Raw genomic sequence first — 12,823 nt, 5'->3', positions numbered from 1 at the left:
GCTTTATTGTAGGTCTTCCAGTTGGTGATTTTGTACTTCTGCTTTGCCACGGCACTGCCTGTATTATCAGGATGATGCGTGATCTGATCCTGCCGTTTGGCAAAAGTTCGATTTATTCAACAAAGCCCCTAATAAGGACAATTTTCTTATAAACTGTCCTTATTAGCTTGAATTCTGTCCTTATCTCTACTACGTTTAGAGACACCTACTGCCATTCTGTCCTAATAAAAATGAGCCAAGACAACCGTATACAGCAAGAGAAAACATCAATTTTGACAGTCATGCTTCAGCTTGGTGAAGCAAAAAGCCTTGGTGAAATCGAAAAATCATTAAGTTTTTCAATAAATAAGAAAACACTACAGCGCCGTCTTAAAGAGCTCTACGACGACGGGCAGATCGTGACGGTAGGGGAAAAACGTAATACTAAATATTATGTGGATAAGGACAATCCCTATCCATTGCATGTCCTTAAGCCATTCGATAAGGACAAAATCGATGAGAATATAGGGACAGTGCCTACAGATGAGGACAATCACCCCATCTTTTCCAAAGAGACCCTCTCGCTGCTCGCCTATTTAAACACACCTTCATACGCGCGTAAAAAATCCAGCTATCGATTTGATCTAGTGGATAATTATTTACCCAACGTAACACAGTACCTACCCAAAGAGATGCTAACAACGCTAGCAAAAATGGGGAAACGGTTTGATGACACTCTTGCAGCAGGTACTTACGCAAAGAATATTAGTCAACGTCTGCTCATTGATTTGTCTTATAACTCTAGTCGACTGGAAGGGAATACCTACTCCAAACTGGATACACAAAGACTCATAGAGCAAGGGCTGACAGCCGACGGTAAAGTTCATGAAGAAACTATCATGATCATAAACCACAAAGAAGCAATTGAATTTTTGATTGAAAATGCCGAAGAGATAACAATTAATGCCTTTACGATCAGAAATATTCACGCACTACTTTCCCAAGATTTACTCGCCAATCCCAACGCATGCGGTAACATTCGGCAGGTAGAAGTATCAATAGGAAAATCAGCCTATTTACCACTCAACAATCCCCACCAGCTCGAAGAATACTTTTCTCTATTGCTACGCAAAGCAGAACAAATCCACGATCCGTTTGAACAAAGCTTTTTCTTGTTTATTCATTTATCGTATCTACAAGCCTTTGAAGACGTAAACAAGCGAACCGCTCGATTATCCTGCAACATTCCTTTTATTAAGCACAATTTTTGTCCGTTAAGTTTTATTGACGTACCACAAGAGGATTACTTTAAGTCATTGCTGTATTTCTATGAAACCAATGAGCTCCTACCTGCTTTGGAACTGTTTAAATGGGCCTATACGAGATCTTGCGAACAATATGATGTAGTAAAAGAGTCGATTGGCGAAATTGATGTTTATCGTATACAACATCGTGCGGCACGAAAAGTGGCGATGGGGAACATTATCCGGCAAAACCTTAATGAATCGCTAACAAACCAATATCTTGAGAAATATTGCGCAGAAAATGACATTCCCTCTGCCGATAAATTTATTGCCATGACACTCAGCGATTTGGCGCAACTTCATGTCGGCTCGATCATTGGACTTGGCATTACCGAAAACATGTTTATTAAGTGGAAAAATAGTCGAATGAACTAAAAGAGCGTAGTGAATCAATAAACCGACCCGCGCTACACATTAAACGCCTCTTGTTTGGCAAGTTGCTCGTTGCGGCTGATGCCCAATCGGTTTGCGACGGCTTGCCAGCCTTTCACTGCGCCAAGTACTTCATCATAGATACGGGTGGCGTCCACGCGGCTTAAGCGGAAGAAAGCGATCACCTCGAAGGCCAGTGATAACTTCCAGCCTCTATCGATGAGCAAAAAATAATCAAATCGGACTATATTCCCACAATAGCGCCAAAAATGAGAATACAGTCCTATTTTCTCGGTCGATGAAAGCGACACAAAATATCTACCCACACCTTAATCGGTCATAGATTGACCAATTCTTAAATGACCAGTAGACTAGGTTTATGTAGACCAATTTTTTTGAAGATTCTGACCAACTCTTCGGAGGACATGTGCAAAAAGTCAATCTCTACGAGGCAAAGACAAATTTCTCTAAAATTATCAAGCATGTATCTGAAACAGGAGAATCCTATGTTATCGCCCGCAACGGTAAACCCGTCGCTAAGATCGTCCCTCTTACCGTGACCGAGAAAACGCCACGCATTGGTTTCATGAAGGGGCAAGTTTCAGCCCCAGATAATTTTAATGACTTGAATAAAGAAGAAATTATCGACATCTTTAATGGGAAATAACGATGACAATCAACAAGGACGATGTCCCAAAGCGGCGCTCTACTAGCTACCTGTTAGATACGCACGCGTTGATTTGGTTAGCAGGAGAGCCGGAAAAACTTAGCAGCGAAGCAATCGCCATTCTTTCTGATGACAATAACCGTTTTTACTTCTCTTCCGTCAGCATACAAGAGATAGCAATCAAAACTGCTCTCAACAAATCCAGTTTTAGTATTGATGCAGAGGCTATAACAAAAGGTTTATTATCAGCGGATTATCTTGAACTTCCGATGCATGCCACTCACGCCTATAACCTCGCTGACTTACCCGAAATGCACCAAGACCCATTTGACAGAATGTTAGTCTCTCAGGCGAAAATAGAAGGTCTGGCATTGATAACGAACGATGGCAATATCATTAAGTATTGCTCAGGTTATATCAGCGTGATCGAATGTTGTTAGCACACCAAGGAAAACAGGGAAACAACCGCCATGCGTTATCTCGTCCTCCCCTTCATCCTTCTTGCGTTAACCGGCTGCAAAGCGTTAACCACCTTCGATAAATACGCCACGATGCGTCTTTACGAAGTGTATGAAGCCGACAACCTTTCCGCCTGCGATTACAAACCTAAATTCCGCGACTGTACTGTGGATAAGCGATCGTTTAACGTCAGAATTACTGACGATAAAAGCAAAATTGCGTTAGTGGTAGGAAAGCGCTATGCCTATTTCGGCTTTACGCGTGATGATTTTTCACGCCAGACGCAGCCGCTGCGTGATTTCCTGATTTGGGCAGAAGAACCAAACGCGCAAGATAAACAGATCAAGCAATTACGTAAGGCCGGAAACGTAGGCGGAACCCTCTTTTACAACAGCGAAGTGGAGTACCAGTTCGATTATCTACACACGCGTGCCGATGTTCCGCTGCTCGTCGTTAAACCTCACCAAACGGCTGAGTCTTATGGCTTGACCGTCGAAGAAGCAAAAAACCTGCTGTCAGTGATGGATGCCTGGTATGCCGGTACGTTCTCAGGTAAACAGCTGACGTAAACGCGGTAATGGCGACCAGATAAGTTTACGTCTGGCCAAATATTTCATTAAAACTTCTGCATTCTGGAAGAGTATTGGCCGCAGTTTTTCAGCATCAAATCTTTGACAGGTCGGCGGTCGTAATAGCCTTTTTCAGTCTTGAATACTTCGTAGACTTCAATGCGGCGTGGCGAATAAGCATCAACAAATTTACCAGTAACATAATAGTAATTCCCCACCACGGGCTTAAACGTCACGGTACTAAATCCGCCATTGCCTGCAATCATTCTGACCGCAATATTATGCTGCGCGTTAACCCAAAACTCACGGATCATCGTTGGCGTTTCTGGAATAGCCGGGAAGCCGAGTTCTTTATTATTGAGTTTAGTTTGGAACCCAAAGGCATTATTGGTGTAGCCATTTTCTGGTGCATCAATATTAATACATCGGTCGGTCGTCGGATAAACGCGAATATAGTCAAGGTTACGGTTATCAAATGTCATACCAACACGATCCGTTCCCTGATAGTCCTGAAGCTTATTGCTGTACGTTGCGACCGAGCACCCACTGAGTAATGCCGCCCCCATCCCGATCAGAAGAATTTTCCCCAACATAACCATCCCTTACCTTTATAAAATCAGAACTTCCTGATTATTTTACGCTGTTTTTTATTCGAGAATTCAAGCCGTATTTTCCTCACCTTAAACACTATTGACGAACGAGGCAACGTGGCAATTTCTCTCTATTACACTGCTCGACGCAAAAAATCCCTGAGCCAGAAAGAGATATCTGCCGTGAAGGAGATCGTCCAACGCCATTCCGTTAATGACCAAATTGAAAAATGTCTGACGACCGGAGAAGGCCTGAACTGGGAATCCTTTGATTTCGCCCTCAATGTGAAAATCGGTAACGTGTTCCGGAAGGGGATCGTGCTCTCCGGTTCAACCAAACTTCCCGACAACGAGGAAGAAGCAATCTGGATTGGCGTACAGCACTGGTGCCAGTGTTTATCCGAGATTCGCGGCACCCTTACGCACTGTGAATGGCACGTCGCGGTTGACGATCGCACGATTCCGTGGAGCCATGAGGTCAATGCCTATGACCCTACACGGTAGAAACGTGGGCTTCTGAAGAACAGAGGGAAGATGAACGACAACGACATTTTTGATGCAGTCACGACCAGCGCATACGGGCTGTCGATGGGCGCAATATGGCAACATATTGCAGTGGAGTGTCGGGAAAATCCCAGAACGTACGCACAGCGTCAAACACTGTTTTTCGATCTAGTAGAGCAGCTTATCGCCACAGGAAAAATCAGGCTCGCCAACAAGCGAGGCTATCTGCCGGGCGGCCCGAAGCATCAGGTTGATCAACTCCGCAACACCTTTCCACCTGACGACTCCGATGATGAATTTGACGACGTAGACGAATTTGGCCTGTGGTTCTTCGCCAAAGCCCCCGCTGGCGTCGTGTGGATCACGCCCGAGGGGCAAGAGATTTGGACGTAAGAGGGATCAGCCCAAGCCAATCCCTCTTAGTCACAGCCAGACAGCAAATTTACTCCGAGGTCTTACGTTCACCTTCCGCTGCCTGACCTTCCACTACCTGACCCTCTAGCACCTCACTCTCATACGGCTTTACCACATTCGGATGCTGTCGCCCTTCTTCGATAAAATCCTCGTCGATGCCTTCAATATTTTCCTGATTATCACGCCCAGACAGGATGTTCCAGCAGGCGATGAATAGCGCAGCAATCAGCGGACCAATCACAAAACCGTTAATACCGTAGATTTCCATACCGCCCAGCGTAGCGATCAGAATCAGGTAATCCGGCATTTTGGTGTCTTTCCCCACCAGCAGCGGGCGCAAAATGTTGTCCACCAGCCCAATCACCAGCACAAAGAACGCGACAATGAAGATGGCCTGCCACAGCATATCCGTCGCGAACAGGAAGATGGCAGCAGGTACCCAGATAATCGCCGAACCCACGGCAGGAATCAGCGACAGGAACGCCATCAGTGAGCCCCACAGCAGGCTACCTTCTATCCCTGCGATGGAGAAGGCAATGCCGCCCAGTGTACCCTGCACAATCGCCACGACGACGGTGCCTTTCACCGTTGCTCGCGATACGGCGGCAAATTTCACCAGCAGGTGATGTTTAACATGGGTGGAAAGCGGCAGCGATTCCAGAATCAGGTTCACCAGATAGGCTCCGTCCTTCAGAAGGAAAAAGAGCAGGTAGAGCATTACCCCGAAACCAATGAAGAAGGTGAATGTTCCTTTGCCTATGAGCAGCACGCTTCCCGCCAGATATTGCCCACCTTTCAACACCACTTGAGACAACTCTTGCTGTATTTTAGCGGCGTTATCCAGATTGTGTTCCGCCAGGAAATGCCGCGCCCACTTCGGCAGATGCTGAATCAGCTCCGCCAATACCACCGGGAATTGCGTATTGCTGTCCTGCAAACGGATATAAACCCCATTAATTTCAACCACTAGAGAGGAAACAATAATCCCCAATGGAATGAAAACAATCAGGAAGATGATCAGGACCGTCAGCAACGAGGCCACACCGTTACGATCGTTTAATTTTTGCCGAATCTTGCTTTTCAGCGGATGAAAAATGATAGCCAATACTGCCGCCCATAAAATGGCGGAATAATATGGCGCCAATATGTCAAAAAACGCCAGCGTGACGACAAACAAGATAAGGATGAAGAATCCCTTCGTAAGCCCTTTAATATTCACAACGATTTCCCCTTCGTTCAATCTGCTCTCGAAATATAGAACGAAGTGGGGCATTTGCAATACAGGAAAAAGCGCATAGTGCTGAGGAAGTGACTATGCGTTCACGTCATGTGTGCCGATAAAGTCATTTTTTAGCTGACTATACACAGCAGAATCGTTATCACATACCAGTGCGGCGGCGCGCTTTATTGCCGCGTATTCCGCACACACGGAAGGATTAGCCCGCAGATAATCACGAAAAGCCAGATGCCGCTGAATGTGCGCGTCACCCACCACGAAGGCATGTAGGTGATGAGTTCGATCGTCGTCTCCCTTAGTGTAGTAACGACGTCCCGTCATCCCATTTTCGCCACGCGGACGATAGCCCAAATCGACCATGACCTGATCCAGCCTGTCCAAACCGGACAGCGAAACCACTTCCAGCAGCATATCAATCACCGGTTTAGCGGGTAGCCCTGGTACGGCCGTACTGCCGATGTGATGCACTCTCACCGCAACCTCGCCGAGCGCCTGCGCTAGCACCCTCGCTGCCGTTGCATAATTCGTTGCCCAATGGGGATCGTAATCCACCACGGTTATGGTTCGTCCAGTCATTCACTGATCCCCAATGCGGTCTTATCCCGTGCAGGTTATCAACGTTCGGGGGAAGGTTCAAAGGCCATTAGGAAACGCGGCGAGAGGATCACTCCCGCCGTCTAATTCGCACTTACAGGCCATCCAATCGCCGCTGGGTAGCCTGCACCAGCGAATCAGCGGTAATGTCAGTAATGGATTTGGCACCGGTAAGCGTCATTGCCACACGCATCTCTTTTTCGATCAGGTTCAGCAGGTTAACCACGCCTGCCTCTCCCGCCGCCGCGAGCGCGTAGACAAACGCGCGTCCGAGCATTACGCCATCCGCGCCCAGCGCAATCATACGCACCACATCCAGCCCGGTACGAATACCAGAATCCGCCAGAATGGTGATATCACCTTTCACCGCATCGGCGATGGCAGGTAGAGCATGTGCCGTCGATAGCACACCATCCAACTGGCGACCGCCGTGATTGGAGACGACGATGCCGTCTGCGCCGAACCTGACCGCTTCTTTGGCATCTTCCGGGTCGAGGATACCTTTGATGATCATCGGTCCTTTCCAGAATTCGCGGATCCACGCCAAATCCTGCCAGGAAATGGAGGGATCGAAATTCGCCGCCAGCCAGCCGATGTAGTCTTCCAGCGTCGTGGGTTTGCCACGATAGGCGGAGACGTTCCCCAAATCGTGCGGTTTACCGTTTAGGCCGACATCCCACGCCCATTGTGGATGAGTCACGGCCTGTAACATACGGCGCGCCGCCGCATTCGGCCCGCTCATGCCAGAATGCGCATCGCGATAACGCGCACCCGGCGTCGGCATATCCACGGTAAACACCAGCGTTTTCACCCCCGCAGCCTGCGCACGCTCCAACGCACTACGCATAAAGCCGCGATCTTTTAACACATAGAGCTGGAACCACATCGGGCGATCGATGGCGGGTGCGACTTCCTCAATCGGGCAGACTGAAACCGTAGATAAGGTAAACGGAATCCCTTTCTGTGCCGCCGCACGAGCCGCCTGTACCTCGCCGCGTCTGGCGTACATACCGGTCAGGCCAACGGGAGCCAGCACCACCGGCATCGCCAGTTTTTCACCGAACAACTGCGTTTCCAGACTCAGGTCGGACATATTTTTCAGGATACGCTGACGCAGTGCGATATCCGCCAGATCGGCGGTATTACGCCTGAGCGTGTGCTCACCATACGCACCGCCGTCAATATAGTGAAAAAGAAACGGCGGCAGCCTACGCTGCGCCGCTGCCCGGTAGTCCGTTGAAGCAGAGATGATCATCGTCCTTTCCCATCCTTCTTCTGGTTTGTGCCGCTGTTACGATAAGTGGAATAACCGTCACTGGAGCTAATGCTGATCGTTTAAAGAGCGAGATACCGGGGGCTACCACGGTGCGAGGTATCCCTGCGGGAACCTCATCACCGTGTTTCCCCCTAAATCCATGCTTAGGCAAGCATCATTACCTTTAGTGAAACTGCTTTTAGTGAAATTGCAGGTACGCGACATGCGTTTGCAGGTATTCCTGCAAGCCGTGCTTGCCATCCGCGCCACCCACACCGGATTTACGCCAGCCCGCATGGAAGCCCTGCATCGCCTCGAAGTTTTCACGGTTGATGTAGGTTTCGCCGAATTTCAGCCCTTTTAGCGCTTTCATCGCGGTGTTGATGTTTTGAGTATAGATCGAAGATGTCAGGCCATATTCGCTATCGTTCGCCATCGTGATTGCCTCTTCCAACGTGTCGAAGGTCGCCACTGGCAGCACCGGACCAAACACCTCTTCGTGCATGATTGGCATCTCTTGCGTCACGTTCACCAGCAGCGTCGGCGGATAGAAATACCCCGTACCGCTTTCAGACTTGCCGCCAAGCAACACCTTCGCGCCCTGCGATACCGCTTTAGCGACTTTGTCTTCCACACGCTGTAGCGCTGCGGCACTGATTAACGGCCCCATATCCAGCGTTTTTTTCTCCGCCGTATTGCCGAAGGTCACCTGCTCCATCGCGGCTTTAATACGTGTGATAAAGTCGTTGTAAATGCCTTTCTGCACGTAAACACGCTCGGCGCAGTTACACACCTGCCCGCTGTTGATGACGCGGGAGCTAACAATCGCTTTAACTGCCAGATCGAGATCGGCATCATCCATCACGATGGCAGGCGCTTTGCCGCCCAGTTCCAGCGACACTTTGGTCACGTTCTGCGCCGCAGCCGTCATGGTGGCAATCCCCGCCGCCACGCTGCCAGTGAGGCTGACCATGCCTACTTTCGGGTTACCGGCCAGCTCTTGCCCTACCGTCGGGCCGTAACCAGTAACAAAATTGATGACGCCTTTCGGCAGGCCAATTTTGTGAATGATTTCGGCGAAAATCACCGCATTATTAGGCGTGATTTCACTCGGTTTGATGACGATGGTATTACCAGTGATCAGCGCGGGAGCGGCTTTACGTGCAATCAGGAAGAAGGGGAAGTTCCACGGCAGAATACCGGTCGTGACGCCAATCGCTTTGCGGAAGACGAAGATATTCTCATTCGGTCGGTCGCTCTGAATGATTTCGCCTTCGTAACGACGCGCCCACTCCGCCATGTAGTCCAGATAGTCGGCGGTGAACAGCACCTCAGTCTGCGCCAGGCCGTGGGTTTTACCGCCTTCAGCAATGATGGTGTCGGTCAGTTCGGCTTCGCGCTCACGAATACCGGCGGCTATCTTGTGTAGCCAAACGCCACGTTCAACCGCAGGTAACGCTTCCCAGCTCGGCTGTGCGGCTTCTGCTGCATCAATCGCTCTTTTTGCATCGTCAGCGGAGCCTTCCGGGATCTGTGAAATGACCTGCTCGGTAGCCGGGTTCACCACATCAATCCACCTCCCGCTTCTGTTTTCAACAAACTCACCGTTAATGTACATACGTTTCTGGGTGATGCTCATGTCAGGCGTCTCCAAAGTAGGGTAAGGGAATACAACTCATAAACGAGTTGTTAAAAAAACACGTTTTTTTTGTGAAGTTTTGCCATGCTGCGCGTTCTGCACTGCATTTACCTTTTCATGGCTGCCATCTCAGTCTAGCAAGTGGCAAAAAAGTCATGATGAGAACGCCTGACGTAGCAGTTTTGCAAAGTATTAGGGATTTGGATGGCGAGTTTGCCGACTGATACGTGGAAATACATAGAGACTGTAATTTAAACGGTGAAATTGCCTGTTTTTGATAGGTACATCCTGATAATAGGGTGTAGTTCAAACTGACACCACCTTGATTGATTTAATGCAAATCACTATGATTAATTTTGAATCAAATTAAATAATTTGGAGTCGGTAAATGAAGATCAACATGACACAAGCAACCACCAAAGTACTGACCGCACACGTGCCACTACCGATGGCTGACAAAATTGACCAGATGGCAGCTCGACTTGAACGCTCACGCGGCTGGATCATGAAACAGGCGCTTTCTGCTTGGATCGCCCAAGAGGAGGAACGAGACCGACTGACCCAAGAGGCATTAGCAGACGTGGATGCGGGGCAAGTTATCGATCACCAAGCGGTACAGGCTTGGGCTGACAGTCTTGGCACCGACCAGCAACTACCGGTGCCGCGTTGATGGAAATTAAGTGGACCAGCAAGACACTATCAGATTTAGCACGCTTGTATGAGTTTCTCGCTCTGGCTAATCAACCTGCTGCGAAACGAGTGATACAGGCGTTAACCCAGTCCCCGACTACTCTGATCACCAATCCACGTATTGGAGAGCAGTTGTTCCAGTTCGATCCACGCGAGGTTAGGCGGATTTTAGTTGGAGAATACGAGGTTCGTTATGAAATCCTTAATGCGACCATCTACGTACTGCGGCTATGGCATACCAGAGAAAATCGTTGAGATGGCAACGCCCCGCCCATGACCAATCTCAGGCATTGATAAAAATGGATAACAGGCTATTTTTAGCGTCCTGTTCCCATTTTTTTAAGAAAGCGCTGTTGCTCAACCAAAATCGCTTTTAGCGTAATGCATTGATAATCAATGCCATGACGCGGGGCAACATCCGCAATAATTTTGGATAGCGCAGGATAGTGCCGGTGATTCCAGTTGGGGAAAAGATGGTGGGTCAGGTGCATATTAAGCTGCCCCAGCCAGTAACCCAGCCATGCAGGTCGGGTATGCCAGTCTACCGTGGTGGAAAAGACGTGCTGATAGCGCCCATGCCTGAATAGGCCGTCTTCCGGTGCCTGATAGAACGTCCCTTTTGCCCAATGTGACCCCAGAATCAGGACGACAAAAATCAACGATGACAGCATCTGGCTTAGCAGATAAACCAGCAACAGCGAACCGAAGCTGATGGGGGACGGAGACAAAAGCCAGTAGGGGATCGCCAGCGCCAACAGGGCATGCAGCGCTTTGGATAACAGAAAAACACCCCAGCCCTTCACGCCCTGAAACGTCATATTGCGCGTTACCTGCGTTTTCCCCGCACGATCGAGCCAGTCAAAAAACCAGATGATGCAGGGAAATGTCAGCGACGCTACCATTGGCCAATAGTAGCGCTGAGCGCGCATAAAAAAGCGAAATCGATGGTAGGGTGACTGCCGCAAGACGCCGTTTTCTTCGATATCCAGATCGTAGTGCTGCACATTCACGTGCGCATGATGAAAAATTACATGCCGCACTCGCCAACAGTCAGAATCCATACCAAGCGGAATACTCACTACAATATTGAGCAAGCGATTCGCCCAGGGCCGCCGGAAAAAGACGTTATGGGAGGCATCATGCACCACGTTCACCGCCAGAAACATGGCGGTAAAAATAAAGGCAAAGTAGCAGCCAGCAAAACCCAACAGCGTCGTTTGCTGGAGGCTGAAACCATAAAACGTCAGACACAGCACCACCAGAAACAACATCTTGCCGATAAACCCCGCATTGGCAAAACGGTGATCGCCCGTCTCTGCCAGATACGCATTCGCCGCCTTCATCAACGCCCGATGTAATGCCAGATCGCGGCCTTGTTCATAACGTAGAGGTTTCAACGGTGCGAGCATCATTCTTCCTCTGAGCGGGATGGCTCGGTACGTTGCACAGTACGCCGATCGTAACCTGCACCCATCGATTTTAGAAACCGACGCTGGCTATCCAGCAGTTCACGATAGGTAATGCAGCGGTAATTCATACCATGTTCGGCGGCAACGCGCCGTAAGATAGCGGCGAGCGCAGGATAATGTCGATGATGCCATCCTGGGAAAAGATGATGCGTCAGATGTAAATTCAGTCCTCCCGTCCAGTGCTCAAGCCAGCGCGGCGTCGGCAGCCAGTCACAGGCGGTCGCAAAGTTATGCTGATACCAGCCTTGAGGCATGTTCTCTGCATCGGCAACGGCATAAAATTCAGCCTCAGCCCAGTGCGTACCCAGCAGTAAAAACACCACCAATAGCGATGCCAACATTTGCCCGAACACGTAGCTTAACAACACGATACCAGGGCTAATGCCGTGCGCGCCTCCCACCATGATGGGAATAACCAGCACCAGCAAAATATGGCCGATTTTACTGGCGATAAAAATCAACCACCCGCTATAACCTGACTGTACTGAACGAGCATTAACGGGCGTTTTACCCAAGCGATCGGCCCAGTCAAAGATCCAGGCGATATAGGGGAGCGAGAACGCGGCCACCAGCGGCCAGTAAAGATGCTGATAACGCATATAGGAACGGTGGCGCTGAAAAGGCGTTTGGCGGAAAACCCCATTCTCTTCCGTATCCAGATCGTAATGTTCCACATTCGGATAGATGTGGTGAAAGTCCACATGACGCAAGCGCCAGTAGTCAGGATCGATGCCTAACGGCAACGTGACGATGCGCCCGACTATGCGGTTGAGCGTTCTATTACGGAAAAACGTATTATGGGAAGCATCATGATTCACGATGATATTCAATACCATCGACAGCATGATGAAAGAAAAATAGCTCAGGAAGAATGCCCATGCTGCCTGCTGCACTAAGCAAAGGGCATAACAGACGATGCCGCATAAAAAGAGTGATCCGGCCTTCACAAACTGACCGCGATCGGCAAAGCGATGATCGTGGTTAGCACGAAGATAGGCCGACGTTTCTCGCTGTAATGTCCGATGAAAAGCCTGTTCACCCTTCGCGGGATACCGCTTGGTGGGAAGCGCACCATTCATTT

The 12,823-nt window shown here is 49.3% G+C and carries 17 protein-coding genes; 8 read left to right on the top strand and 9 right to left on the bottom strand.

Annotated elements, in window-relative coordinates; all coding sequences use genetic code 11:
- A partial coding sequence (locus tag KP22_RS22805; RefSeq protein WP_231566910.1) for a hypothetical protein occupies nt 1–116 on the bottom strand: 116 nt, incomplete at its 3' end.
- Between the two features lie 114 nt (nt 117–230).
- Between KP22_RS22805 and KP22_RS14975 the strand changes: the two genes are divergently transcribed.
- Nucleotides 231–1,658 (top strand): Fic family protein, encoded by a 1,428-nt coding sequence (locus tag KP22_RS14975; protein WP_039325054.1) that lies wholly within the window; start codon nt 231–233, stop codon nt 1,656–1,658.
- Nucleotides 1,659–1,690: 32 nt separating this feature from the next.
- Here KP22_RS14975 and KP22_RS22220 read toward each other — a convergent pair whose 3' ends face one another.
- Complete coding sequence (locus KP22_RS22220; protein WP_231566887.1) at nt 1,691–1,882, bottom strand: hypothetical protein; 192 nt, start codon at nt 1,880–1,882, stop codon at nt 1,691–1,693.
- 200 nt (nt 1,883–2,082) lie between these two features.
- Between KP22_RS22220 and KP22_RS14970 the strand changes: the two genes are divergently transcribed.
- From KP22_RS14970 to KP22_RS14960, 3 genes are read left to right on the top strand one after another with little or no spacing between them, the layout of a single operon-like run.
- Nucleotides 2,083–2,322, top strand: a complete 240-nt coding sequence (locus KP22_RS14970) for a type II toxin-antitoxin system Phd/YefM family antitoxin (RefSeq protein ID WP_039307087.1) — start codon at nt 2,083–2,085, stop codon at nt 2,320–2,322.
- A 2-nt stretch (nt 2,323–2,324) separates the two neighbouring features.
- On the top strand, nt 2,325–2,762 hold the full coding sequence (locus KP22_RS14965; RefSeq protein WP_052012539.1) for a type II toxin-antitoxin system VapC family toxin: 438 nt from the start codon (nt 2,325–2,327) through the stop codon (nt 2,760–2,762).
- A 30-nt stretch (nt 2,763–2,792) separates the two neighbouring features.
- A complete protein-coding gene (locus KP22_RS14960) occupies nt 2,793–3,350 on the top strand; it encodes a hypothetical protein (RefSeq protein WP_039325052.1) in 558 nt (185 codons plus the stop codon).
- Nucleotides 3,351–3,397: 47 nt separating this feature from the next.
- On the opposite strand, the gene KP22_RS14955 is transcribed toward KP22_RS14960, so the two are convergent.
- The gene (locus KP22_RS14955; protein ID WP_197061581.1) at nt 3,398–3,943 is read right to left on the bottom strand and encodes a hypothetical protein; all 546 of its coding nucleotides are present in this window, start codon (nt 3,941–3,943) and stop codon (nt 3,398–3,400) included.
- A gap of 114 nt (nt 3,944–4,057) precedes the next feature.
- Here KP22_RS14955 and KP22_RS14950 point away from each other — a divergent pair, with 114 nt between their 5' ends.
- Together KP22_RS14950 and KP22_RS14945 are read left to right on the top strand one after the other, a co-directional pair.
- On the top strand, nt 4,058–4,444 hold the full coding sequence (locus tag KP22_RS14950) for a hypothetical protein (protein WP_209428707.1): 387 nt from the start codon (nt 4,058–4,060) through the stop codon (nt 4,442–4,444).
- A gap of 30 nt (nt 4,445–4,474) precedes the next feature.
- Entirely contained in the window at nt 4,475–4,837 is a 363-nt protein-coding gene (locus tag KP22_RS14945; RefSeq protein ID WP_039307079.1) for a DUF596 domain-containing protein, read from the top strand.
- A gap of 49 nt (nt 4,838–4,886) precedes the next feature.
- On the opposite strand, the gene KP22_RS14940 is transcribed toward KP22_RS14945, so the two are convergent.
- The 4 genes from KP22_RS14940 to aldA all read right to left on the bottom strand — a co-directional run bounded on the left by KP22_RS14940 (nt 4,887) and on the right by aldA (nt 9,583).
- Nucleotides 4,887–6,077: an AI-2E family transporter gene (locus KP22_RS14940; RefSeq protein WP_039325050.1), complete on the bottom strand. Its 1,191-nt coding sequence runs from the start codon at nt 6,075–6,077 to the stop codon at nt 4,887–4,889.
- 93 nt (nt 6,078–6,170) lie between these two features.
- Nucleotides 6,171–6,671, bottom strand: a complete 501-nt coding sequence (locus KP22_RS14935; RefSeq protein WP_039307072.1) for a GrpB family protein — start codon at nt 6,669–6,671, stop codon at nt 6,171–6,173.
- Nucleotides 6,672–6,783: 112 nt separating this feature from the next.
- Nucleotides 6,784–7,944 (bottom strand): FMN-dependent L-lactate dehydrogenase LldD, encoded by a 1,161-nt coding sequence (gene lldD, locus KP22_RS14930; protein ID WP_039325048.1) that lies wholly within the window; start codon nt 7,942–7,944, stop codon nt 6,784–6,786.
- Between the two features lie 199 nt (nt 7,945–8,143).
- A complete protein-coding gene (aldA, locus tag KP22_RS14925; protein ID WP_039307068.1) occupies nt 8,144–9,583 on the bottom strand; it encodes an aldehyde dehydrogenase in 1,440 nt (479 codons plus the stop codon).
- Between the two features lie 388 nt (nt 9,584–9,971).
- Between aldA and KP22_RS14920 the strand changes: the two genes are divergently transcribed.
- Nucleotides 9,972–10,253 carry a CopG family ribbon-helix-helix protein gene (locus tag KP22_RS14920; RefSeq protein ID WP_156103758.1) on the top strand — a complete coding sequence of 94 codons (282 nt, stop codon included), beginning with the start codon at nt 9,972–9,974 and terminating at the stop codon, nt 10,251–10,253.
- Nucleotides 10,253–10,528, top strand: coding sequence for a type II toxin-antitoxin system RelE/ParE family toxin (locus KP22_RS14915; RefSeq protein WP_039307065.1), 276 nt, complete (start codon nt 10,253–10,255; stop codon nt 10,526–10,528). The genes KP22_RS14920 and KP22_RS14915 overlap by 1 nt, the downstream gene beginning before the upstream one ends.
- A gap of 62 nt (nt 10,529–10,590) precedes the next feature.
- Here the strand turns inward: KP22_RS14915 and KP22_RS14910 are convergent, their stop codons facing one another.
- Both KP22_RS14910 and KP22_RS14905 read right to left on the bottom strand, forming a co-directional pair.
- The gene (locus tag KP22_RS14910) at nt 10,591–11,682 is read right to left on the bottom strand and encodes an acyl-CoA desaturase (protein ID WP_039325045.1); all 1,092 of its coding nucleotides are present in this window, start codon (nt 11,680–11,682) and stop codon (nt 10,591–10,593) included.
- Nucleotides 11,682–12,821 carry a fatty acid desaturase family protein gene (locus KP22_RS14905; RefSeq protein ID WP_039325043.1) on the bottom strand — a complete coding sequence of 380 codons (1,140 nt, stop codon included), beginning with the start codon at nt 12,819–12,821 and terminating at the stop codon, nt 11,682–11,684. Before KP22_RS14905 ends, KP22_RS14910 begins: the two co-directional genes overlap by 1 nt.
- Between the last annotated feature and the right edge of the window lie 2 nt (nt 12,822–12,823).

It is taken from the genome of Pectobacterium betavasculorum (assembly GCF_000749845.1).
Taxonomy (GTDB): domain Bacteria; phylum Pseudomonadota; class Gammaproteobacteria; order Enterobacterales; family Enterobacteriaceae; genus Pectobacterium; species Pectobacterium betavasculorum.
The sequence above is the reverse complement of the archived record's forward strand: the minus strand, read 5'-3'. Positions and strand labels throughout refer to the sequence as shown.